At 67.5% G+C, this 22,616-nt stretch carries 22 protein-coding genes; all 22 read left to right on the forward strand.

The features are described 5' to 3' along the window. The coding region (tagH, locus tag A9976_RS25935) for a type VI secretion system-associated FHA domain protein TagH (protein WP_220808878.1) at positions 1-1,645 on the forward strand (1,645 nt) is incomplete at its 5' end. Next, the gene (locus A9976_RS25940; RefSeq protein ID WP_183021377.1) at positions 1,642-2,430 is read left to right on the forward strand and encodes a protein phosphatase 2C domain-containing protein; all 789 of its coding nucleotides are present in this window, start codon (positions 1,642-1,644) and stop codon (positions 2,428-2,430) included. The genes tagH and A9976_RS25940, both read left to right, overlap by 4 nt. Before the next feature lie 19 nt (positions 2,431-2,449). Next, a complete protein-coding gene (gene tssJ, locus A9976_RS25945) occupies positions 2,450-3,049 on the forward strand; it encodes a type VI secretion system lipoprotein TssJ (RefSeq protein ID WP_183021378.1) in 600 nt (199 codons plus the stop codon). Positions 3,050-3,066: 17 nt separating this feature from the next. Next, positions 3,067-4,401 (forward strand): type VI secretion system baseplate subunit TssK, encoded by a 1,335-nt coding sequence (gene tssK, locus A9976_RS25950; protein WP_183021379.1) that lies wholly within the window; start codon positions 3,067-3,069, stop codon positions 4,399-4,401. A 21-nt stretch (positions 4,402-4,422) separates the two neighbouring features. Then, entirely contained in the window at positions 4,423-5,754 is a 1,332-nt protein-coding gene (locus tag A9976_RS25955; RefSeq protein WP_012205670.1) for a DotU family type VI secretion system protein, read from the forward strand. A 4-nt stretch (positions 5,755-5,758) separates the two neighbouring features. Then, entirely contained in the window at positions 5,759-9,415 is a 3,657-nt protein-coding gene (gene tssM, locus A9976_RS25960) for a type VI secretion system membrane subunit TssM (RefSeq protein WP_183021380.1), read from the forward strand. Positions 9,416-9,420: 5 nt separating this feature from the next. Next, the gene (tagF, locus tag A9976_RS25965) at positions 9,421-10,101 is read left to right on the forward strand and encodes a type VI secretion system-associated protein TagF (RefSeq protein ID WP_259649316.1); all 681 of its coding nucleotides are present in this window, start codon (positions 9,421-9,423) and stop codon (positions 10,099-10,101) included. Positions 10,102-10,158: 57 nt separating this feature from the next. Next, positions 10,159-11,196 (forward strand): type VI secretion system protein TssA, encoded by a 1,038-nt coding sequence (tssA, locus tag A9976_RS25970; protein WP_183021382.1) that lies wholly within the window; start codon positions 10,159-10,161, stop codon positions 11,194-11,196. Between the two features lie 48 nt (positions 11,197-11,244). Further along, the gene (locus tag A9976_RS25975) at positions 11,245-11,895 is read left to right on the forward strand and encodes an N-acetylmuramoyl-L-alanine amidase (RefSeq protein ID WP_183021383.1); all 651 of its coding nucleotides are present in this window, start codon (positions 11,245-11,247) and stop codon (positions 11,893-11,895) included. Further along, positions 11,886-12,299 (forward strand): hypothetical protein, encoded by a 414-nt coding sequence (locus tag A9976_RS25980; protein WP_183021384.1) that lies wholly within the window; start codon positions 11,886-11,888, stop codon positions 12,297-12,299. Before A9976_RS25975 ends, A9976_RS25980 begins: the two co-directional genes overlap by 10 nt. Before the next feature lie 132 nt (positions 12,300-12,431). Beyond that, entirely contained in the window at positions 12,432-12,974 is a 543-nt protein-coding gene (tssB, locus tag A9976_RS25985) for a type VI secretion system contractile sheath small subunit (protein ID WP_012205675.1), read from the forward strand. Positions 12,975-13,002: 28 nt separating this feature from the next. Continuing rightward, entirely contained in the window at positions 13,003-14,496 is a 1,494-nt protein-coding gene (tssC, locus tag A9976_RS25990) for a type VI secretion system contractile sheath large subunit (protein ID WP_012205676.1), read from the forward strand. A 117-nt stretch (positions 14,497-14,613) separates the two neighbouring features. Continuing rightward, positions 14,614-14,985: a hypothetical protein gene (locus tag A9976_RS25995; RefSeq protein ID WP_012205679.1), complete on the forward strand. Its 372-nt coding sequence runs from the start codon at positions 14,614-14,616 to the stop codon at positions 14,983-14,985. 20 nt (positions 14,986-15,005) lie between these two features. Next, entirely contained in the window at positions 15,006-15,557 is a 552-nt protein-coding gene (locus tag A9976_RS26000; RefSeq protein WP_259649317.1) for a hypothetical protein, read from the forward strand. Between the two features lie 48 nt (positions 15,558-15,605). Continuing rightward, entirely contained in the window at positions 15,606-16,415 is an 810-nt protein-coding gene (locus A9976_RS26005; protein WP_183021386.1) for a type VI secretion system accessory protein TagJ, read from the forward strand. A gap of 11 nt (positions 16,416-16,426) precedes the next feature. Continuing rightward, entirely contained in the window at positions 16,427-16,873 is a 447-nt protein-coding gene (locus A9976_RS26010; protein ID WP_183021387.1) for a DUF4087 domain-containing protein, read from the forward strand. A gap of 11 nt (positions 16,874-16,884) precedes the next feature. Then, positions 16,885-17,439 (forward strand): type VI secretion system baseplate subunit TssE, encoded by a 555-nt coding sequence (gene tssE / locus A9976_RS26015; RefSeq protein WP_012205683.1) that lies wholly within the window; start codon positions 16,885-16,887, stop codon positions 17,437-17,439. Positions 17,440-17,462: 23 nt separating this feature from the next. Beyond that, the gene (tssF, locus tag A9976_RS26020) at positions 17,463-19,337 is read left to right on the forward strand and encodes a type VI secretion system baseplate subunit TssF (RefSeq protein ID WP_183021388.1); all 1,875 of its coding nucleotides are present in this window, start codon (positions 17,463-17,465) and stop codon (positions 19,335-19,337) included. Next, complete coding sequence (gene tssG, locus A9976_RS26025) at positions 19,334-20,500, forward strand: type VI secretion system baseplate subunit TssG (RefSeq protein WP_259649318.1); 1,167 nt, start codon at positions 19,334-19,336, stop codon at positions 20,498-20,500. Before tssF ends, tssG begins: the two co-directional genes overlap by 4 nt. A 39-nt stretch (positions 20,501-20,539) precedes the next feature. Continuing rightward, the gene (locus A9976_RS26030) at positions 20,540-21,373 is read left to right on the forward strand and encodes a hypothetical protein (RefSeq protein ID WP_183021389.1); all 834 of its coding nucleotides are present in this window, start codon (positions 20,540-20,542) and stop codon (positions 21,371-21,373) included. 35 nt (positions 21,374-21,408) lie between these two features. Further along, the gene (locus A9976_RS26035; RefSeq protein WP_232245801.1) at positions 21,409-22,014 is read left to right on the forward strand and encodes a hypothetical protein; all 606 of its coding nucleotides are present in this window, start codon (positions 21,409-21,411) and stop codon (positions 22,012-22,014) included. Between the two features lie 4 nt (positions 22,015-22,018). After that, complete coding sequence (locus A9976_RS26040; RefSeq protein ID WP_183021390.1) at positions 22,019-22,582, forward strand: hypothetical protein; 564 nt, start codon at positions 22,019-22,021, stop codon at positions 22,580-22,582. Positions 22,583-22,616: the final 34 nt, after the last annotated feature.

Consider the following 22,616-nt stretch of genomic DNA (forward strand, 5'->3'; position numbering starts at 1 on the left):
CGCCATGGCCGCCCCGCAGCCCCAGATCGTCCCGCCTCCCGTCGCCGCCCAGCCCCCGCTGCCGGAAGCAGCGCCGCTGGCAGACGTATTGCCTGCCGCCGCCACCGGCATCGCTGATCCCTGGGAAGGCCTGGCGGCACTGAGCCTGGATGCCATCCAGACCCCTGCCGTGCCTTCGATCGAGAGCGCCATCCCGCCCGAGCAGGCTGCACTGGCCATGCCGCAGCCCGCCAAGGCGCAGCATCGCCCCCTGCTGATCCCCAATGATTTCGACCCGTTTGCCCCGCCGCCCGAGCAGGCTCGGCAGCAGGAGGAAGGCTGGGCCGGCCTGCCATCGCAAGGCACGGGCGAGCTGATACAGCAGCGCCATGACGGCATGGTCCACACCCTGCCGCTCAAGGGCCTGAGCACCGAGGCCTTGCATGATGCCTCCCATACCGGCCTGCCTTCGTGCTTCGAGCAATCCCAAAAGCTCGACCCGCTTGCGCTGTTCGACCAGGGCGGCCTGCCCGCCGATGCGCAGCCGCTGCAGCAGGCCTCGGGCCGGGGCTCCGAACTGGGCCAGGCCTTCAATCTGCCGCGCATGCAGTCGCATGCGCAGCCCGCAGAGCCGGTGCTCCCGCCTGTGATCGATACCGTGATTCCTGCAGGGCAGGAGCAGCTTCCTGTACAGGTAGAGGCGCAGGTAGAGGCTCAGGTACAGACGCAGGTACAGGACATTCCGGTTGCCGCGCCTGCCCCGGCGCCCGTGCCCCAGATCCCCGCCGAGCCGGCCGCGCTGGGCGGACTGCTGCCCACCAATGGACTGGATCTGGACCTCTTCAAGTCCGGTCTTGCCCACGTCGCGCCTGTCGCACCCGTCGCGGCCGTCGCCAGGGCTGCCGTTGCCGCTGCCTCGCCCCCCCTTGGCACAGGCGCCGACGTCGATATCCCCGCGGCCTCCAGCATCCTCGGCCAGGGCGACGCCGCCATTCCCATCGGCGCCCTGCCCTCCACTGCCGCGCCTGTCGATATTCCCGTGCAGTCCCAGCCGGCCGCCAACGCCGATCTGCAGGCACTGGCCGCAGCCTTCATGGAGGGCGCAGGCCTGAACCCGGCCAAGACCCATTTCGAGGTCACACCGGAATTCATGCGCACTTTCGGCGAAGCCCTGCGCATTGCCGTGCAGGGCACCATCGACCTGCTGGCCGCGCGCTCCGAGATCAAGCGCGAGTTCCGCGCCGGCGTGACCATCATTGCCACGGGTGCCAACAACCCGCTCAAGTTCCTGCCCAATTCCGAGGGCGTGCTCATGCAGATGGTCCACCAGACCTTCCCGGGCTTCATGAAGCCGCTGCCCGCCATGCAGGACGCCTTCCAGGACCTGCATGTGCACCAGCTGGCCCTGATGGCCGGCATACGCGCCGCCTATGCCGAGGCCTTGACCCGGTTCGACCCCACCGAGCTGGAGCGCCGCACCGAAACCAACCCCGGCCTGCTGGACAAGCTGCTGACGAATGGCCGCAAGGCCGCGCTGTGGGATGACTACAAGCACAACTTCGACGTGCTGCGCCGCCATGCCGAGGACGACCTGATGGCCTTCTCGGGCCGCACCTTCGTCGAGGCCTACGAAAACGCCGAGCAGTCCGTGAAAGGCCAGCCGTGATTGCCTACCTCGACGGAGCCGGCCACCGCTACAGCATCCAGGTGGCCAGCGCATCCCACAGCGGCAGGCGCTCCAGCAACGAAGACGCCATGGGCCTGATGGACCTGGGCGCCCACGGCCTGTGCTGCACGCTGGCCGACGGCGCAGGCGGGCATGGGCATGGCGAACTCGCCGCCCAGCTCACCGTGCAGGCCGTGGTGGATGGCTTCCGGCAGAACCCGCTGTTCGCCCCCGCCAGCCTGGCCTCCCTGATTTCCCAGGCGGAGCACCGCGTCAGCGGCCAGCAGTCCACCTCGGTCTCGCGCATGCACATGAGCGCCACCGTGGTGGTGCTGTGCATCGATACCGAGCGGGGCCGCGCGCTGTGGGCGCACTGGGGTGACTCGCGCCTGTACTGGTTCCGCGCGGGCCGCATGCACCTGCGCACCGAAGACCACAGCCTGGTCCAGCAGCTGCTGCACGCCGGCCTGTACGAAGAGGACGACCCGCGCCGCCTGCCCAACCGCAACGTACTGGCCGGCGCCATTGGCGCCGAGGGCCAGGTGCCGCCCAGCATCCGCGCCGACGCCGTGGCCCTGGAGCCCGGCGATGTCTTCCTGCTGTGCTCGGACGGTCTGTGGGAAGGCATGCACGAGTCGGAAATGGAGCAGTTGCTGGCCGCCAGCCAACGCCCCGACGAATGGATACAGCGCATGGTCGGCCGCGTCGTATCCAGCGGCAACCCGCACCAGGACAACCTCAGCGCGCTGACGGTGTGGATCTGCCCGCGTGAAACCAATGACTGACATCGAGACAGGAGAAGCCATGTGGAGATCACAGGAACCGCAGGGATCGCAGGGGCGCCGGCAGGCGCTGCAAACGCTGGGCGCCTTGGGCCTGGGCACGGCCGTGGTGACCGGCCTGGCAGGCTGCGGCTCCCTCAACCCCCTGAGCCGCGCGCCCGAAGTGGCGCCAACGGCCGTGCCCACCGCCATATTCGAAGTGGTGGCGGACATGGATATCAATCCCGACCGTGAAGGCATTCCCAAGCCCGTGCTGCTGCGCATCTACGAGCTGCGCGCCTCCGCCGCCTTCGACCGCGCCGGCTTCTTCGACCTGCAGGACAAGGACGATGGCCAGCTGGGCAGCGACTTCGTGCGGCGCGAGGAATTCCTGGTCGCGCCCGGCCAGCGCCAGGTCATAGAGCGCAAGGGCAACCCCGATGTGCGCGCCTTCGGCCTGTTCGCCGCCTACCGCGATCTGGAGCGCAGCACCTGGCGCGCCTCGGCCGCGGCGCCCAACTCCGTCGAGCTGCGCCGACGCTGGTGGGGCATGGGCTCCACCGAAAAGCTGCAGCCCGTGCGCTACCAGGTGCACCTGACCCGCGAAGAGGTCACCGTCCGCATTCAACCCGCATCCCAATAAACGCACATCTATCCACCATGGTCTGGCAACGCAAAGTCATCTGGGCCGAGGGCATGTTCCTTCGGCCCCAGCACTTCCAGCAGCAGGAGCGCTTCCTGTTCCGGCAACTGCAGTCACGCAGCCTGCCGGGGCAGCCCTTTTTCTGGGGCTTCTCGGAACTGGAGCTGGACACCGATCTGCTGCGCATGGGCAAGCTGGGAATCCGTTCGGCCCACGGCGTGCTGCCCGACGGCACGCCGTTCCAGCTGCCGGGCGACGACGAGGCCCCCACGCCGCTGGACATCGGCAAGGACTTCAAGGACATGGTGGTCCACCTGGCGCTGCCGCTGCGCCGCTTCTCGGGCAGCGAGGTCACCTTTGGCGAAGGCACGCAAAGCCCCGCGCGCTATCTCAGCGATGTGACCGAAGTGGCGGACAGCAACGACGTGGGTGCCCAGCCCGCCGAGGTGCAGCTGGGCCGGCTGCGCCTGAGCCTGCGCCCCGCCCACGAGCTGACCGAAGGCTGGGTCAGCCTGCCCGTGGCCCATGTGGTGGAGCGCCAGGCCAGCGGCGGCGTGCTGCTGGAGCCCGGCTTCATCCCCACCGTGGTCAACAACGGGCCCAGCTCGGTGCTCAACACCTTCTGCAAGGAAATCCACGGCCTGCTGCGCCAGCGCGGCGAAGTGCTGGCCCAGCGCATGATCCAGCCCGAGCGCGGCGGCATCGGCGAGGTCGGCGACTTCCTGCTGCTGCAGCTCATCAACCACTGGACGGGCGCGGCCCAGCACTGGGTGCGCACCGCCAGCATCCACCCCGAGCGCCTGTTCGAGGAACTGTTGCGCCTGGCCGCCGAGCTGACCACCTTCGACCACGAGCGCCGCCGCCCCGAGGTGCTGCCCGCCTACGACCACGACGACCTGCGGCGCAGCTTCCCGCCGCTGATGCTGGAGCTGCGGCGCAGCCTGTCCTCGGTGCTGGAGCAAAACGCCATCCAGATCCCGCTGCACGACCGCCAGTACGGCGTGCGCGTGGCGCTGATCCCGTCCACCGAACTGCTGACCACCTGCGACTTCGTGCTGGCCGCCCATGCCCAGACCACGCCGGAATTCCTGCGCACCCACTTTCCCACCCAGACCAAGCTGGGCCCCGTGGAGCGCATACGCGACCTGGTGAACCTGCACCTGCCCGGCGTCACGCTGCGGCCCCTGCCCATTGCCCCGCGCGAGATTCCCTACCACGCGGGCTACAACTATTTCGAGGTGGACACCACGCACGATCTGTGGAACCAGCTGCAAAGCTCCGGCGGCCTTGCCATGCACGTCTCCGGTGAATTCCCCGACCTGCAACTGGAGTTCTGGGCCATCCGCCGCTGACGGCGCGACGCATCTTCCGACATGAACAGTTCCAACATCAGCCACCAAATGCCCTGGGGCGGCGACGCCGACACGGGCCGTGCCGAAGGCGCGGCCAGCGCCGCCCCCGCGCCTGCCGGCCAGGAGCCGCTGCGCTCCAACCTGCCCGACGTGGTCAGCGGCGGCAACCCGCTGGTGGCCGCCGCCAACCGGCTGCTGAACCTCATCCCCCAGATCCGCGCCATGGTCACCAACGAGGACCCGCGCGCGCTGCAGCAACTGCTGCTCGAGCACATCCGCGAGTTCGAGCAGCGCGCAGGCGCCAGCGGCGTGCCCATGGAAACCATCATCGGTGCACGCTACTGCATCTGCACGGTGCTGGACGAGACCGCCGCCCAGACGCCCTGGGGCAGTGCCGGCGTCTGGCCCAAGCACAGCCTGCTGGTCGCACTGCACAACGAAACCTGGGGCGGCGAGAAATTCTTCCAGCTGCTGGCCCGCCTGGTGCAGACGCCGCACCAGCACATCGACCTCATCGAGCTGCTGTACTACTGCGTGATGCTGGGCTTTGAAGGCCGCTACCGCGTGATCGACAACGGCCGCGCCCAGCTGGAAACGCTGAAGGCGCGCCTGCTGCAGCTCATCGAATCCACGCGTGGCGACCGCAGCAGCCTGCTGTCCGTGCACTGGCGTGGCGTGCAGCGCCTGGCCTCCCCGCCCTGGGCCATGGTGCCGCTGTGGGTGGCCGCGGCCATCACCTTGCTGCTGGCGTTCTTCATCTACCTGTGGTTCAGCTACCGGCTGTCCAACAGTTCGGACGACCTGTTCGCCGCCATCAACGAGATCCGCTTCCCGCGCACCTCGGCGGCCGCCACCGTCGCCACGCTCAAGCCGCGGCTGCGCCAGTTCCTGGAGCCCGAGATCCGCGAAGGCCTGGTCAGCGTGCGCGACGAGGCCGACCGCAGCACCGTCATCCTGCGCGGCGACGGCCTGTTCGACCCGGCCGCCACCGTCGTCAAGCCCCGCTACGTGCAGGTCATCCACCGCGTGGCAGCGGCGCTGGACGAAGTGCCGGGCAAGGTCGTCGTCAATGGCTACACCGACAACCTGCCCATACGCACGGCACGCTTCCCCTCCAACTGGAACCTGTCGCAGGAGCGCGCCCAGGCCGTGTCCCAGATGCTGGGCGGCTCGCTGCGCGACCGCCAGCGCCTGCATGCCGAAGGCCGTGCCGACAGCGACCCCGTCGCCCCCAACAACACCGCAGAAGGCCGGGCGCTGAACCGACGGGTGGAAATCGTCCTGCTGGTCGCGCCCCAGCAACGTGACCAGCAACTGCAGGCCCTGCCTGCCGCACCCGAGACCAGGAACTGATCCCATGATCCGTCGCATCGCCTCATGGCTGTTCAACCGCTACATGCTGGAGCTTCTGGGCCTGGTGGCCCTGAGCCTGCTCATCTGGTTCGTCGGCCCGCTCGTCTTCATCCAGCCCTACCAGCCGCTGGGCAGCCCCACCGTGCGCTGGTGGATCATTGCCGGCCTGTTCATCCTCTGGTTCCTGCGCCTGCTGCTGCGCTGGTGGCGCGCACAGCGCATGAACGAGCACCTCATGACCGGCCTGGCCCGCCTGACCTCGCCGCGCGAGGCGGACGGCACGCCCGCAGCAGGCTCCGAGGAAGTGGCCGAGCTGGAGTCGCGCTTCAAGGAAGCCCTGGACACGCTGAGCAAGACCCGCTTCGGCCAGACCGAAGGCGGCCTGTTCGGCCGCTGGAACAAGCGCTACATCTACCAGCTGCCCTGGTACCTGATCATCGGCTCGCCGGGTTCGGGCAAGACCACGGCCCTGATCAACTCGGGGCTGGACTTCCCGCTGGCGGCCCAGTTCGGCAAGCGTGCCATCCCCGGCATAGGCGGCACGCGCAACTGCGACTGGTGGTTCACCGACCAGGCCGTGCTGCTGGACACGGCCGGCCGCTACACCACCCAGGAAAGCGATGCGGAGCAGGACAAGGCAGCCTGGAAGGGCTTCATGCAGCTGCTCAAGCGCTTTCGCGGACGCCAGCCGGTCAACGGCGTGATCGTCACGCTCAGCGTGCAGGAACTGCTCAGTGCCAGCGATGCCGAGCGCGCCCAGCTGGCCCAGCTGATCGGCCTGCGCCTGAGCGAACTGTGCGAGGAACTGACCATCCGCTTCCCCGTCTACGTGCTGGTCACCAAGAGCGACCTGCTGGCGGGCTTCAACGAGTTCTTCGGGGCCATGAGCCGCGAGGAACGCGCCCAGGTCTGGGGCTTCACCTATCCCTATGACGAAAAGACCCAGCGCTCGCCCGCCAGCGACCCGCAGGCCGCCAGCGCCCTGTACATGGAGGAGTTCGACGCCCTGGTCGCCCAGATCAACCGCCTGCTGCCCCAGCGGCTGATGACCGAGCCCGACCTTGCGCGCCGCAGCCTGCTCTACGCACTGCCCCAGCAATTCTCCGGCCTCAAGGACGTGGTACGCGACACGCTGGATGCGGCGTTCTCCGCCTCGCGCTTCAAGGAAAAGCCGCTGCTGCGCGGCGTCTACTTCACCAGCGGAACGCAGGAGGGCATGCCCTTCGACCGCGTGATGTCGGCCCTGTCGCGCCGCTTTGCGCTGCGCGGCCGCCTGCCGGCCGATGCCGTGCCGCAGCAGGGCCGCAGCTACTTCCTGGAGTCGCTGTTCAAGGACGTGATGTTCAACGAGTCCGGCCTGACCGGGCGCAACGCCAAGAAAGAGCGCCAGCTGCGCCTGATGCAGGCCGCCGGCCTGTGCGCCCTGCTGCTGGCCCTGGGCGGCGCGGCCCTGGCCTGGACGCTGAGCTACGAGAACAACCAGCGCTACCTGAACGAAGTGGCCGACAACGCCGGCACGCTGCGCCAGGCCGTGGAGGAGTCCAAGGCCACCGACCCCGACAACGTGGTCGCCCTGGTGCCCATGCTCAACCACGCAGCGCGCGTGGCGCAGAGCAGCCGCTTCGAGGAATCGGCCCCGCTGGGCTGGCGCTGGGGCCTGCTGCAGGTGCCCAAGGTGCAGACGGCCGCCCACGCCACCTACCTGCGCCTGCTGGAAGACGCCTGGCTGCCGCGCCTGAGCAGCCATGTCGCGCGCTCGCTGCGCCAGGTCAGCACCGGCAGCCCCGAGGCCAGCTACGAAACGCTCAAGGCCTACCTCATGCTCTACGAGCCCGACCACTTCGACGCCACCTTCGTCAAGGCCTGGCTGCGCAGCGATTGGGAAAACACCCTGCCCCAGCATCTGGTGCAGGCCGGCCTGGTGGACCAGCTGTCCGAGCACCTGGACCGCCTCATCGACGGCCGCGTGGTGGTCTCCGCCCAGCCCATCGATGCCAGCCTGGTCGCCGAGGTGCGCCAGCGCCTGGCCCAGATGTCGCCCGCCCAGCGCGCCTACAGCCGCCTCAAGCAGCTGCTGAACACCGGCGACAAGCTGCCGCCCGACTTCAGCGTGGTGCGTGCCAGCGGTCCCGAGGCGCCCCAGGTCTTTGCGCGTGCCAGCGGCAAGCCGCTCACCCAGGGCATCAGCGGCCTGTTCACCTATGACGGCTACCACGGCCTCTTCCTGCACGAGCTGCCCAAGGTCACCACCTTGCTGGCCAAGGAGGAAACCTGGGTGCTGGGCCAGGCCGAAGGCCGGCGCAGCGTGGCCCAGGAAGTGCTCACGGGCCAGCTGGCCAACGAGGTCAAGCGCCTGTACCTGATGGAGTACGCGCGCCTTTGGGAAACCTTCCTGGCCGACATCCGCCCCATACGCACGGCCTCGCTGGAGCAGGCCGGCGAACAGGCCCGCCTGTACTCGTCCGCCAACTCCAGCCTGGAGCAGTTCATCCGCGCCGTGGCCCGCGAGACCACGCTGGCCCGCCGCCCGGACCAGCAGGAAGGCGGCAGCTCGGGCAGCACCAGTAGCTGGCTGGGCGAGAAGCTGCAGCGCATCCGCGAGGAACAGCACCAGCTCAGCCGCCTGACCGGCAAGCCGCTGAACGTGGGCGGCATGCTGGCCACGGGCACGCTGGAGGCCGATATCGTGGACTTCCGCTTCCGCGAATACCGCCGCCTTGCCACCGGCAACGGCTCGGGCCCGGCGCCCATCACCGCCAGCCTGCAGGTGCTCAACGAGGCGGCGGCCGTCATCGCCTCGGCGCGCCAGCAGGTGATCCAGGGCGGCGGCGTGCCTCCCTCGCTGAGCGGCACGCTGGAGAAGGTGCGCTCGGAAGCCAAGCGCGTGCCGCCTCCGCTCAACAGCATGTACGAGGCCCTGGCCACGTCCACCTCGTCCTTCGTGGGAAGCAGCGTGCGCAGCACGCTGGGCGGCAACCTCAACGCCACCATCGGCGACTTCTGCCGCCGCGCCATCCTGGGCCGCTACCCCTTCACGCGCAGCGCCACGCGCGACGTGACCACGGACGACTTCGCACGCCTGTTCGCCACCGGCGGCACCATGGACGAGTTCTTCCGCACCCAGCTGCAGACCATGGTGGACATCTCCACCGTGCCCTGGACCTTCAAGCAGGGTGTGGACGGCACGCCGGTGGGGGGCTCTGCCTCGCTGGCCGCCTTCCAGCGCGCAGCCTCCATCCGCGACGTGTTCTTCCGCGCAGGCGGCAACACGCCCGGCATCCGGCTGGAGATCAAGCCGCTGGACATGGATGCCTCCATCTCCCAGATGGTGCTGGACGTGGACGGCGAAATCGTGCGCTACCAGCATGGCCCGCAAATCCCCAAGGCCGTCTCCTGGCCCGGCACGCGCGGAACCGGCCAGGCACGCCTGCAGATCACGGCCGCCGGCGCCCAGAACACCGGCATCGTGACCGAAGGCCCCTGGGCGCTGCACCGCCTGTTCGACCGTGCCCAGATCCTGCCGGGCAACTCGCCCGAACGCTTCACGGCCATCTTCACCATCGACGGACGCAAGCTGCGCATGGAAGTCACCACCAGCAGCGTTCTCAACCCATTCCGGCTCAAGGCCATGGAGGAATTCGAATGTCCGGACCGGCTGTGAACGCCATGACCCTCCAGCGACCCTGCGCCGCCTGGTGGGGCAAGCTGCCAAGCCAGGGCGATTTCGTCGGCCGGCGCATGCCCCACGCACTGACCATGCGCTGGGACGAATGGCTGCGCAACGGCATGGACCAGTTGCGCAGCGATGCGGCCGACGAATGGTCCACGCGCTTCGTGCACTCGCCGCTGTGGTTCTTCCTGTGCCCCGCCTCCATCCTGGGCCAGCCCATGGTGGGCGTGATCGGGCCCAGCTCCGACCGCATCGGCCGGCTCTTTCCACTGGCCATCATGGCCACGGTGGACGGCAGCTCCGGCATGCCGGCGTCGGACCAGGACATCGAGCGCTTTCTGAGCGGCGCCCGTGATGCGCTCATCGACGCCCGGCGCCTGCCCCTGTCGGCCCAGCAGCTCGACGAGCGGCTGGCCACCCTGCAATGGCCGTTCCAGCAGGACGGCCGCGCGCCGGACAGCGCCTCCATCCACAGCCTGCTGGCGGACCTGGACATGGGCGCCTCGCAAGGCAACGCCGCGCGCCTGCCGCGCATGGACTGGCGCGCCTGCATGCGCCCGGGTTCCACCACCTCCGTCTGGTGGATCTCGGCCACGCCGCGCCACGCCCATGACGAAGTGGTCCAGCACGACGTGCTGCACCGCCGCCTGTTCACCCGGCTGTTCAAGGGCGCCTGAGTTCGTCCAGAGCGCGCCGCCCACTCCACACCGTACCCAAGCAACACCGACCCACCCATGGCCACTATCCAGGACCTGCTGACCGAGACCGCCGCCGAGCCGCCCTGCGGCCCGGACCTCACCTATGACAACGATTTCCAGGCCATGGAAAGCGCTGCACAGGGCAAGGTAGAACAGCAGTTCGGCGACACCGTCATCCCCGCCGAGCCACCGGACTGGCGCGACGTGGAGCGCCAGGCCTCGGCACTGATGCAGCGCACCAAGGACCTGCGCGTGGCCGTGCTGCTGTGCCGTGCCTGGACCATCCTGCACGGCCTGCCCGGCACGCTGCAGGGCCTGCAGCTGTGCTGCGCCCTGCTGGAGCGCCACTGGGAGCATGTCCACCCCCTGCCCGAGGATGGCGACGACTACTTCATGCGCATGAATGCCCTGGGCACCCTGTCGGACGTGACAGGCTTTGTGCGTGACCTGCGCAACGCCGACTTCCTGCGCGGCGCCCTGGGCCAGATCAGCGTGCGCGACGCCGAACTGATGGCCAAGGGCAACGTGCCCGAGGACCTGCCGCACCTGACCGCCGACGAATTGCGCATGGCCTCGGCCCGCGCGCATGCCGAGGGCCACGAAACCCTGCTGGCCGTCACCCCTGCGCTGCAGGAACTCGACCAGATCCGCGCCTGCTGCGAACAGCACCTGCCCAGCCACCAGCAGCCCGAACTCGACGGCCTGCGCCAGCTGCTGCTGGCCCTGAGGCAATGGCAGCCGCAGTCCACAGGCGATGCCGACACGGCCGCCGAAGCCGATCCGGCCGCACGAACCGGCACAGAGGGCGGCACAGAGGGCGGCACGGCGGCCCACCCCGCGCCCGGCTCGGCACCCGCCCCGGCGCGCAACCGCGAACAGGCGATTGCCCAGTTGCTGGAGATCGCCGCCTTCGTGGAGCGCACCGAGCCCTCCAACCCCGCCCCCCTGCTCATCCGCCGCGCCGCCCGCTTCATGCGCATGGGCTTCATGGACATCCTGCGCGAGCTGTCGCCCGACAGCCTGGCCCAGGTGGAAGTGATCACGGGCGCCCATCTGCAGGAGCAGCAGACATGAAGGCCACCGCCAAGAACGAGGCGCTGTTTAAACGAAAGGATGCAAGCAATGCTTGAAGTCGACAAGAACGGGATGGTGATCAACAACGCACGCATCCTGCCGCGACGCACAACGGCCATTGAGCGCGCGGCCATGCCCACGGTCCGAGGGATCATCGTCCACCAGACGGGTTCCTCCACGGAGCAGGCTGTTTTCAACAGCTACCTGGTCCCTGGCGCCAACGGGGCGCACTTCCTCATCAGCAAGCAGGGCACGATCTACCAGACAGCTTCGCTGTATCGGCGGACCAACCACGTTGGCAACGTGCGCGCACGCTGCCTGGCAGAGCATCGGTGTACTGCAGCGGAGATCAAGCAGTACAGCAAGAGCGGCCCCAAGGCTATCAGCCGCACGGAGATGACCAAGAGCGTCCCTGAGCGCTACCCCTCCAACCTGGACAGCATCGGCATTGAAATCGTTGGCGTCGCGTCGTTGCCTCCGAGCAAAAAGATGCCCCCGAATCTCACGCCCAAGAAGCAGCAGGAGTTCATCAACGAAAACGCCGTCTACGAGGCAGTGAACGGGCCTCAGCAAAGCGCGTTGAGCTATCTGGTGGAAGAGCTGAAGAACAGCCTGCAGATTCCAGGAACCGAAATTCATCGCCACCCGGCAGTCAGCTACAAGAACGTTACCGAAGCGGAGACCGCGACATGGCCATGAAATGGTGTCTCGCCGTAGCGTTTGGCTTCGCCGTGACGGCCTTTGCGGATACACGCTCCAAGCCCGTCATAGAGCGCATCACGATACCGGTCAGCGCCGCCAAAAGCGAAGATCCGAATATCCATTGCGATTCACTGCGCATTGACGAAAAGCGTGTGCGCTATTTCCTGCGCCACGCCAGGCCCAGCAGCCAGTTCAATTACGCGCGTGCCTATGAAACCGGTAGCTGCAGCGCCAGTGCCGTCGTGCGCTTCAAGGGTGGCCGCGAAGTCCGGCTGGCCATCGATGACGGCACAGGCTGGGGAACCACAGAGAGCAAACGCTCCGTGTCCTACCTCTATTGCGAAGCCTGCACTGATCTGCTGGAGCCGGACTTCGACTTCAAAGAGCCGGCGTCCCCATGACATCTGTGCCTTTCCACGGCTTTGACCGTTTCCACAGGGCCTCTTGCGCCCTCGGCCCTTCGGTCCGCCGCAAGGCGGGACTCCAGGCTTTTTACTTCTGCGACCTATTTTTTTCTTGAAAGGAACACCCGCATGTCGCTTACCAAAACCGGCAAGAGTGGTCAGAAATTCATCGCGCGCAACCGTGCCCCGCGCGTGCAGATCGAGTACGACGTCGAGATCTACGGCTCGGAAAAGAAGGTGCAGATCCCCTTCGTGATGGGCGTGCTGGCCGATCTGTCGGGCAAGCCGGTCGATCCGCTGCCCGAGATCGCCGACCGCAAGTTCCTGGAAATCGACATCGACAACTTCGATGCGCGCATGAAGTCCATCAAGCCCCGCGTCGCGTTCCAGGTGGACAACACGCTGACGGGCGAGGGCAAGCTCAACATCGACCTGAGCTTCGAGAGCATGGAGGACTTCTCCCCCGCCGCCATCGCGCGGCGCGTGGGCGCGCTCAACTCGCTGCTGGAGGCACGCACCCAGCTGCACAACCTGCTGTCCTACATGGACGGCAAGCAGGGCGCCGAGGAGCTGATCGGCAAGGTGCTCAAGGACCCTGCGCTGCTCAAGTCGCTGGCCGCCGCGCCCAACATCACTGCCCCGCAGGCCTCGGGCCCTGCATCCGAGGCTTGAGGCAGCACATCAGGAAGGCAAGCACGTCATGAATACCGCAACCCAACTCGAACAATCGACCCAGGCGCTGGCCGGCAGCGAATTCGGCAGCCTGCTGCAAAAGGAATTCAAGCCCAAGACCGACCAGGCCCGCGAAGCCGTGGAAGCGGCCGTGCAGACGCTGGCCCAGCAGGCCCTGGGCTCGGCGATCACGCTGTCCAACGATGCCTACCAGACGGTGCAGGCCATCATTGCCGAGATCGACCGCAAGCTGTCCGAGCAGATCAACCGCATCATCCACCACGACGACTACCAGAAGCTCGAAGGCGCCTGGCGCGGCCTGCACCACCTGGTGACCAACACCGAGGTGGACGAGATGCTCAAGATCCGCGTCATGAACATCTCCAAGAAGGAGCTGCACCGCAACATGCGCCGCTTCAAGGGCGTCGGCTGGGACCAGAGCCCCGTCTTCAAGAAGGTGTACGAAGAGGAGTACGGCCAGTTCGGCGGCGAGCCCTTCGGCTGCCTGGTGGGCGACTACCACTTCGACCACAGCCCGCCGGACGTGGAGCTGCTCGGTGAAATGGCCAAGGTGGCCGCCGCGGCCCACTGCCCCTTCATCTCCGGCGCGGCGCCTGCCATCATGCAGATGGAATCCTGGCAGGAGTTGGCCAACCCGCGCGACCTGACCAAGATCTTCACCAACACCGAGTACGCCGCCTGGCGCAGCCTGCGCGAGTCCGACGACGCCAAGTACATCGGCCTTGCCATGCCCCGCTTCCTGGCACGCCTGCCCTACGGCGCGCGCACCAACCCGGTCGATGAGTTCGACTTCGAGGAAGAGACCGACAGCGGCGACCACGGCAAGTACTGCTGGGCCAACTCGGCCTACGCCATGGCGGTCAACATCAACCGCTCGTTCAAGTACTACGGCTGGTGCACCTCCATCCGCGGCGTGGAATCGGGCGGCGCGGTGGACAACCTGCCGGCCCACACCTTCCCCACCGACGATGGCGGCGTGGACATGAAGTGCCCCACGGAAATCGCCATCAGCGACCGCCGCGAGGCCGAACTCGCCAAGAACGGCTTCATGCCCCTGGTGCACCGCAAGAACTCGGACGTGGCCGCCTTCATCGGCGCCCAGTCGCTGGCCAAGCCCGCCGAGTACTACGACTCCGACGCCACGGCCAATGCCAACCTGTCGGCGCGCCTGCCCTACATGTTCGCCTGCTGCCGCTTCGCGCACTACCTCAAGTGCATCGTGCGCGACAAGATCGGCTCCTTCCGCGAGCGCACCGACATGGAGCGCTGGCTCAACGACTGGATCATGAACTACGTGGACGGCGACCCGGCCAACTCCTCGCAGGAGACCAAGGCCCGCAAGCCCCTGGCCGCCGCCGAGGTGCAGGTGCAGGAGGTCGAGGGCAACCCCGGCTACTACACCTCCAAGTTCTTCCTGCGCCCCCACTACCAGCTCGAAGGCCTGACCGTGTCGCTGCGCCTGGTGTCCAAGCTGCCTTCCGTGAAGCAGGGCGCGAAGTAAGACTGCCCGCCCACCTGGCTCCTGGTGCCGACACGCTCGCACCAGGGCCAGGCCCCATAACAAGAAACAGGCCTGGAGAAGCTTTCCCCTCCAGGACCCAATTCAGAGAGGCTTTTCATGCCCTGGAATGTAGACAACGCCGTCGCCACCCTGCAGACCAATGCCCGCGCCAGTTCGGCCGGCTACTGCGCGCGCTATGTGCGCGATGCGATCGGCGCTGGCGGCATCGCACTGCAGCGCACGCGCGATGCCAAGGACTACGGCACCAGCCTGGTGGCCGCCGGCTTCACACGCTACGACGCCATGCCCGAAGGTGGCTACAAGAAAGGCGATGTGGCGGTGATGGAGGGCTTCACCTCATCGCCCGCCGGCCACATGCAGATGTTCGACGGAAGCGTCTGGATCTCGGACTTCAAGCAGAACGGTTTCTGGGCAGGCCCCGGCTACCGCACCCACAAGCCCGCTTTCAAGATCTACCGCCATCCCTGATGCGCCCATCGAGCCACGCCATGAACGCCTGTTCCAAAACCTTCTTCACCCTGCTGCTGGCCGGCACGGCCTGCGCCACGGTGCAGGCCGCCCCCGCCACGACAACAGCAACGGCAGCGGACATCACCACCCTGTTCACCGACGCCCTGCATTGCCGCATCGAGTTTCCCGATGGCCGCGACGAAGCGCTGGCCCAGCGCCTGCGCGCGCAGGGCGTGACCGTGGTGGACCGCGCGCCCGGCGAAAGCCTGGACCTGCTTTATCTGTTTGCCACGCCGCTGGAGATCGATGGCACACAGGTGTCCTCCATCACCGTGCGCGGCGGCAGCGGCAGCATTGTCGCGGCGCGCGCCACGGGCAGCCTGCAGGCCCTGGTCCAGCGCACCAAGGCCGGGCCGCAGGCGCGCAGCAGCTGGAGCCTGGAAGGTTTCGGCGAGCTGCCCGCCCAGTACGCACGCGCCATGCCGATCAGAAAGGGCCTGGACGAGACGCCTCCGCGCATCGTCATCGGCCATGTGGATGGCGAGGCGCCCGACGCCGTGCGCTGGGGCTGCCGCTCCTACGACGACTGACCGGGGCGCAGCCGCACCCCGCCCCTCTCTTTTTCCTGCGTTTTCACCATGCCCCTGCCCAGCTTCACCTCACAGCTTTCCCTGGACGAGCAACTCAAGGCCCTGAAGGACCAGATCCGCCAGGCCCCGGCCTCGGCGCCCCTGCGCGTCTACTACTTCCAGCTGCTGTGCGTGCTGGGCGAATGGCAAAAGGCACTGGAGCAGCTGCAGCTGTGCGCCCAGCTCGACCCGTCGTGCGAGCCCATGGCGCGCGCCTACCGCGAGGCCATCCGCTGCGAAGTGCTGCGCGCCGAGGTCTTCGCCGGCAAGAAAAAGCCCTTCCTGATGGGCGAGCCCGCGCAATGGCTGGCCTGCCTGATCGACGCCCTGGCCCATGAAGGAGCGGCCGCCCAGGACCTGCGCGCCCGCGCCCTGGACGAGGCGCCCGCCACCGCAGGCCACATGGGCGAGCACCGCTTCGAATGGCTGGCCGACAGCGACACCCGACTGGGCCCCGTCTGCGAGCTGCTGGCCCATGGAAGCTATTACTGGCTGCCCTTCGACGCCATTGCACAGATCGGCTTCGAGCCCGTGCAGGACCTGCGCGACCTGATCTGGCTGCCCTGCGAGGTCACGCTGCGCGAGGGCGGCGCGCTGCAGGGCTTCATGCCCGCGCGCTATCCGCTGGCGCCCGGCGATGACGATGCCGTCCGCATGTCGCGCCGCACGCAGTGGAGCCCGCTGGACACAGGCTCCTCCAATCCTGACGAATCCTCGGGCCACGTGGCCGGCCACGGCCAGCGCACCTGGGTCACCGACTCCGAGGACTTTCCCATGCTGCAGGTGCGCCAGTTGGCGCTGGACACCCCCACGCGATGACGGAGCAGGCCATGCACGGAACAGTCGCCCCCGCGTCCCCGCATGCCCTGCGCTGCCTGTGCTCGCTGCTGGCTGCCTTGCTGTGCCTGGGCCCATGGCCTGCATCGGCCTCCAGCCACGGCCCGGCCAATGCCCTGCGCTGCGGCTGGTTCGACAATCCCACGCCCGCCAATGCCTCGTTGACCGATCGCGATACCGACTGGACCGTTGGCGTGCAGGGCGGCCACCAGGCCCAGGGCGACTGGCCCCGCTTTGCAAACCGTGACTGGGTGCGTACCGGCCATGGCAGCCACGGCTATGGCTGCGCCTGCATGAAGGTGTCCACCGATGACAAGGAGCAGATCGTTCAGATCTTCTCCGCCCGTTCGCGCCCTCTTTCCGCCTGCCGCCAAGACCCGGCGTTGAAGGCGAAGGAGCCCGTGATCCCCTTGGCGGCTGCCCGGCCGGCCGGTTCCTGAAGAAACAAGCCATGCGCCCCAGTCCCCTCAACCCCATGCCCACGCTGCGCACGCGCCAGAACCAGGCGACCGCAGCCAAGGACCGGCTGCAGCCCGCCCTGCTGGACCGGCTGACCGACCATGAGCCCCATCTGCGCACCGAGCGGCCCGACGCGGTCTTCGTGAACGAATCCCGCCTGCGCGAGGCCCTGCTGCGCGACCTGGGCTGGCTGCTCAATGCGCGCGATGCCTGGGACCACGTGGAGATGGAGGGGCTGGAGCATGTGCAGCGCTCGGTCATCAACTACGGCATGCCGCCGCTGGCCGGCCAGCTGCTGTCCGAGCTGGACTGGAGCCATGTGGAGCGCAGCATCCGCGAAAGCATCCTGGCCTTCGAGCCGCGCATCCTGCCCAAGACGCTGGCCGTGACGCTGCTGGCCTCCACCGAGCAGCTCAACCACCACAACACGCTGCAGTTCGAGATCCGCTGCCAGTTCTGGTCCATGCCCTATCCGCTGGAGCTGCTGCTCAAGACCAGCCTGGACCTGGAGACCGGCCAGGTCTCGCTGCAAAACCTCAGGGCCTGAGCCCGGACGCCGCCACCCACACCATGAATCCCCGCCTCGTCGAGTACTACAACCGCGAACTGGCCTATCTGCGCGAGCTGGGCGCCGAGTTCGCCGCCGCCTTCCCCAAGGTGGCGGGCCGCCTTTCCCTGCACGACACCGATGTGGCCGACCCCTATGTGGAGCGCCTGCTGGAAGGCTTCAGCTTTCTGAGCGCGCGCATCCAGCTGAAGATGGATGCGGAGTTCCCGCGCCTGTCCCAGCGCATGATGGAAATGGTCTGCCCCCACTACCTGGCGCCCACGCCATCCATGGTGGTCGTCCAGCTCAAGCCCAGCGCCAAGGAAGGCAACCTCGTGGACGGCTTCACCCTGCCCTCTGGCAGCGTGCTGCGCACCCACAAGTCACAGGAAGAGCAGACCATCTGCGAATTCCGCACCGGCGGGCCGCTGACGCTGTGGCCGCTGGAGATACGCCAGGCGCGCCTGGGCGGCCCGGCGCTGGACCTGCCCCATGCCCTGGTGCCCCAGCTGGGCGAGGCCGGCGGCCACCTGCGCCTGCAGCTGGCCACGCTGGACGCCTCGCAGTGCATGCAGCTGGCGATGGACCAGCTGTGGGTCTACATCCATGCGGGCGATGTCGTCGCCTCCCACCTGCAGGAGCTCATCCACACGCAGGCGCTGGCCATCGTGGTCCACCACCCGCAGGACCCGCGCCAGGTCTGGGACGTGCTCCAGCCCGATGCACTGCGCGCCGAAGGCCATGACAGCGAGCAGGCGCTGATTCCCTATTCGCACCGCGCCTTCCAGGGCCACCGTCTGCTGCACGAGTACTTTGCGTTTCCCTCGCGGCAGCGGTTTTTCTCGATCAACGGCCTGTCGCGCAGCATGCGCCGCATCGCCCATGACGGCGTGGGCATCACCGTGCTGCTGCGCCGCGCCGCACCCACGCTGGAGCCGCAGATCGACGCGGCCAAGCTGCTGATGCACTGCATTCCGGCCATCAACCTGTTCGAGTACACGGCGGACCGCCTGCATGTGGCCTCCAACGTGCACGAGTACCACGTCATCCCCGACCGCACGCGGCCGCTGGACTTCGAGGTCTACGGCGTGCAGGCCGTCACCGGCCACCACGAAGGCAAGACCCAGGACCGCGAATTCGCGCCGCTGTACGCATCCACGCACGGCCTGCACTCCACCGAGCAGGCCTACTTCACCACGCGGCGCGAGCCCCGGCTGTTTTCCGAGCGCAGCCTGCGCAGCGGCCCGCGCACGCAGTACCTGGGCTCGGAAGTCTTCATCTCCCTGGTGGACCAGCGCGAGGCCCCTTTCTCCGACGACCTCAAGCAGCTGTCCATGCACACCCTGTGCACCAACCGCGACCTGCCCCTGCTCATGCGCGTCAACCAGCCGGGCGGCGACTTTGCGCTGCAGGAATCGGCGCCCGTGGAATGGGCCCGCGCCATCGCCGGCCCCAGCGCGCCCATCCCCGCCGTGGCCGACGGAGGCCTGACCTGGCGATTGATCTCCCACCTGAGCCTGAACTACCTGGCCATGACCGACCTGTCCGACGAGGAAGGCGCGGCCACGCTGCAGGAGCTGCTGCGCCTGTACCTGGACCTGGGCAACCACCAGCTGGCCGGGCAGATCGCCGCCATCCAGGGCATGCGCATCGAACCCATCACGCGCCGCCTGCCCCAGCACCGCCAGCTGGTCTACGGCCGCGGCGTGGGCGTGCACCTGAGCGTGGACGAGCCGGCCATGGCCGGTGTCAGCCCCTGGCCCCTGTCCAATGTGCTGGAGCGATTCTTCGCCCGCCATGTGGGCGTCAACAGCTTCACCGAGCTGCAACTGCACTCGCGCCAGCGCGGCCCCGTCGCGCGCTGGACTCCGCGCCCCGGACAAAGGCCCGGCATATGAGCAACGCCGCGCACGCTCCCCTTCCCCAGCCGGTGCCCGATCGGGCCCCGGCGCTGCCTACCGCGCAGGTGGCCGTTTCCGCGTCCGAGGACGCCCGGGCGCGCCTGTTCTGGCAGCGCCTGAGCGCCAGGCCCTACCAGTTCGACCTGATGCACAGCTTGCGCTACCTGCAGGCACGCCATCCCGCGCTGCCGCGCCTGGGCCAGGCCACGCGCCCCAAGGACGAGCCGCTGCGCCTGGGCCAGGACCCGTCGCTGGCCTTCGCCCCCGCCACCATTGCCGAAATCCTGCCCTCGCGTGCCGGCGAGCCCGAGCGCATGACGGTCTGGAACTTCGGCCTCTACGGCCCCAACGGACCGCTGCCCACGCACATCACCGAATACGTGCGCGAGCGCCTGCGCCAGCATGACGACGCCACGCTGGCACGCTTTTCCGACATCTTTCACCACCGCATGCTGCTGCTGCTGTTCCGCGCCTGGTCGGACGCACAGCCCACGGCATCGCTGGACCGGCCGGGCGAAGACCCCTTCGGCCGCTACATAGACAGCTTCATCGGCACCGGCCTGCCCAGCCAGCGCGCGCGCGACCACGTGCCAGACCACGCCAAGCGCTTCATGGCCGGCCATCTGACCCGCTGGACGCGCAATCCGGAAGGCCTGTGCCAGGCCCTGTCGCACTACTTCCAGATTCCCGTGAAGCTGGAAGAAAACTGCCTGCACCACCTGGAGCTGGAGCCCGAGCAGCAGACCCGGCTGCAGGGCCGCCCCTGCAACTCGCGACTGGGAGTGGACGCCGTCGTGGGCTCGCGCGTGCCCGATGCGCAAAGCAAGTTCCGCCTGGTGCTCGGCCCGCTGGGCCTGGCGCAATACCAGCAGCTGCTGCCCCAGGCCGCACTGTTCCAGACCCTGGTGGACTGGGTGCGCAACTACCTGGGCATCGAATTCGCCTGGGACTACGTGCTGGTGCTGCGCCGCCAGGAAGTGCCTGCCGCCCGGCTGGGCAGCAGCACCCAGTTGGGCTGGACCACCTGGCTCACCCACGCCGAGCCCGCCCAGGACGCGCGCGACTTCCGCCTGGACCCAGAAGCCTGGCTGCGCCAGCGCCGCCAGCCCGTGCGCGGCCGGCCACCGTCCGCGCCAGCGTCCCGCTCCCCAAGCCACTGAATCACCGAGCCACTGAATCACCACTTCCAGCCTGCACACATGCCCACCGTACAGATCAAGTTCCCGCACAACGTCCCGGTCCCTTCCACGCTGACGCTGGTCGAAGGCAACCGCCTGCGCGTCAAGATCGAGGCCGTCGCAAAGACCTACAAGCTGGGCGCCAGGATCGATGCGCCCAGCATTCTTGCGGCCCAGCCCCCCGTACACAACGCCCGCGCCGACAGCTGGCAATTCGACTTCGTGGCGCAGCAGCCCGGGCTCACCAAGCTCAGCATCATGGCGGTGCAGGGAACCGGGCTCAGCGTCATGCCCGCAGCCATCACCGTGCAGGTGGAGAAAAGCATTTCGCTGCCTGCGCAGAGCACGACGGAGGGGATGCTGGCAAGGCTGTTTCTGGCGGAAAGCGTCTCGCCGGGCGACACCGCCGAGGCATGGGATCTGAGCAACGTGAAAACCGGCATGCAATGGATGCGCCGAGTGATCGAGAACCGCCTGAAGAGCGATAAGCCCGAAGACTTCATGGCTCGCGGTGCCACCAGCGTCGAGGACATCGTCATGGCAGATGACCGGGGATCGGTCCAATTCCATGGCTTCAACGTCTATCCGAAGCTGGGTCCCGACATTGCCAAGAACCTCCGCGACTATGTGGACAACGCCAACAACGGCTTGCACCCCAAACGCAAGGCCTATCTGGACTTTGTGCAAGCAGCCTTGGACGTTGCCACCGGGCCGGTCCCGCCGGACCCCACACCCACCGGCCTATTTGCCTGGAGAACTGCGAAATCCAAATCTCCCGGCGCCGATTTCATGCAGCACGCCGCGCTGGCTAGAAACATGTTCTACACACATGCCCGGCTGCGCAAACGCGACTGATCCCCAAACACATCGAAAACCAAGGAGGACACTCCATGTCACCAACCCATACCGGATCAAGCGCTTTGAAACCGCATCGCCATTTCCCAATGGCCAGCCTTGCCACTGCCATTGCAGTGAGCGCCTGCTTGATGGGTGCCCAAGCCTCCGAATCATCGCAGCCACCAGCATCGCCGGCTGAAATCAGCAGCCAGCAAACCGAGCCGACGGCTGCCGACTACTCTCGGCCTGCGCAGGAAAGAGTCGCGTCCATGACTGCGCTGCGGCAGTACCTGAAGTTCAAGGATGAAGTCTGGAAAACCCAAAGAGCCCGCCAGAGCAATACCTTTTGCTTCGTGCAGCAGCGTCCCGACCATCCGTCCGATCCCGAACCGAACGTGTGGATGGTCTGGCTCAATGGCGGCGAGATCGTCAATATGGGCTGGCATCTCTATTCGCCCAAAACGCTGACGAAAGAAGACGCCAAAGCGGATGGTGAAAGCCTGGCAAGAATGAAATCCATCAAGCTCGCGACCGACGTGCGGGAAACGGCCCAGGAAATCTACGGTAGCAGCTTCCTCGTCGAACGCGCCTGGGTGAACAGACTGCTGGCGCAGTGCAAGGCCAAGGGCCGCACCATCAAAGTGGCTCCTGCCCGATAGCCACATGCCGCATATCGGACGCAACCGCTTTCCCGGGCCATGCCGTTTCAGGCAAGGCCGTCGCCTGCTCGCAAGGTGTCTGCTGGCCACCCTGGCGGGATTGGCCCTGCCTTTGCTGGCAGCGCCTGAAAGCGGGCGGGCCTCCGATTTCTCGCGTCCGGCGCAATCCCTGGTTCCTTCTCCAGCCGCCCTGCGTATCTATTTGAAGAGCCGCCAGGCATCGACTGGCCCCGGAAAGCCTGCTGCCCTCCAGCGCTTTTGCTTCGTGCAACAGCACAACCGCAGCGCAGTCCCTGCGCGATCGTCGGTCTGGATGGTCTGGCTCGAAGGTGGCCAGATCGCCAATCTGGGGCAGCGCCGCTTCACCGCCAAACCATCGCCGGATGAAGCGCAATGGGATGGCGATGCCTTGTCTGAAGCCAAGACCATCCACCTCGCCACCGACGTCCGTGAAACGGCACAGGAAATCACCGGCAGCAGCTTCCTCGTCGAACGCGCCTGGGTCGACAGGCTGCTGGCGCAGTGCCAGGCCAAGGGCCGCAAGGTCGAAGTCCGCCCCCGCCGCTAGCCGGCATGCCCGGCCCCCATTCATCCACTTTTTT

Source organism: Delftia sp. UME58 (assembly GCF_014170385.1).
Taxonomy (GTDB): domain Bacteria; phylum Pseudomonadota; class Gammaproteobacteria; order Burkholderiales; family Burkholderiaceae_C; genus Comamonas; species Comamonas acidovorans.

Bases quoted from the DNA above. Each gene is read 5' to 3' on its own strand.
- tssJ (WP_183021378.1), top strand. From the start codon at position 2,450: ATGTGGAGATCACAGGAACCGCAGGGATCGCAGGGGCGCCGGCAGGCG.
- tssK (WP_183021379.1), top strand. From the start codon at position 3,067: ATGGTCTGGCAACGCAAAGTCATCTGGGCCGAGGGCATGTTCCTTCGG.
- A9976_RS25955 (WP_012205670.1), top strand. From the start codon at position 4,423: ATGAACAGTTCCAACATCAGCCACCAAATGCCCTGGGGCGGCGACGCC.
- tssM (WP_183021380.1), top strand. From the start codon at position 5,759: ATGATCCGTCGCATCGCCTCATGGCTGTTCAACCGCTACATGCTGGAG.
- tagF (WP_259649316.1), top strand. From the start codon at position 9,421: ATGACCCTCCAGCGACCCTGCGCCGCCTGGTGGGGCAAGCTGCCAAGC.
- tssA (WP_183021382.1), top strand. From the start codon at position 10,159: ATGGCCACTATCCAGGACCTGCTGACCGAGACCGCCGCCGAGCCGCCC.
- A9976_RS25975 (WP_183021383.1), top strand. From the start codon at position 11,245: ATGCTTGAAGTCGACAAGAACGGGATGGTGATCAACAACGCACGCATC.
- A9976_RS25980 (WP_183021384.1), top strand. From the start codon at position 11,886: ATGGCCATGAAATGGTGTCTCGCCGTAGCGTTTGGCTTCGCCGTGACG.
- tssB (WP_012205675.1), top strand. From the start codon at position 12,432: ATGTCGCTTACCAAAACCGGCAAGAGTGGTCAGAAATTCATCGCGCGC.
- tssC (WP_012205676.1), top strand. From the start codon at position 13,003: ATGAATACCGCAACCCAACTCGAACAATCGACCCAGGCGCTGGCCGGC.
- A9976_RS25995 (WP_012205679.1), top strand. From the start codon at position 14,614: ATGCCCTGGAATGTAGACAACGCCGTCGCCACCCTGCAGACCAATGCC.
- A9976_RS26000 (WP_259649317.1), top strand. From the start codon at position 15,006: ATGAACGCCTGTTCCAAAACCTTCTTCACCCTGCTGCTGGCCGGCACG.
- A9976_RS26005 (WP_183021386.1), top strand. From the start codon at position 15,606: ATGCCCCTGCCCAGCTTCACCTCACAGCTTTCCCTGGACGAGCAACTC.
- A9976_RS26010 (WP_183021387.1), top strand. From the start codon at position 16,427: ATGCACGGAACAGTCGCCCCCGCGTCCCCGCATGCCCTGCGCTGCCTG.
- tssE (WP_012205683.1), top strand. From the start codon at position 16,885: ATGCGCCCCAGTCCCCTCAACCCCATGCCCACGCTGCGCACGCGCCAG.
- tssF (WP_183021388.1), top strand. From the start codon at position 17,463: ATGAATCCCCGCCTCGTCGAGTACTACAACCGCGAACTGGCCTATCTG.
- tssG (WP_259649318.1), top strand. From the start codon at position 19,334: ATGAGCAACGCCGCGCACGCTCCCCTTCCCCAGCCGGTGCCCGATCGG.
- A9976_RS26030 (WP_183021389.1), top strand. From the start codon at position 20,540: ATGCCCACCGTACAGATCAAGTTCCCGCACAACGTCCCGGTCCCTTCC.
- A9976_RS26035 (WP_232245801.1), top strand. From the start codon at position 21,409: ATGTCACCAACCCATACCGGATCAAGCGCTTTGAAACCGCATCGCCAT.
- A9976_RS26040 (WP_183021390.1), top strand. From the start codon at position 22,019: ATGCCGCATATCGGACGCAACCGCTTTCCCGGGCCATGCCGTTTCAGG.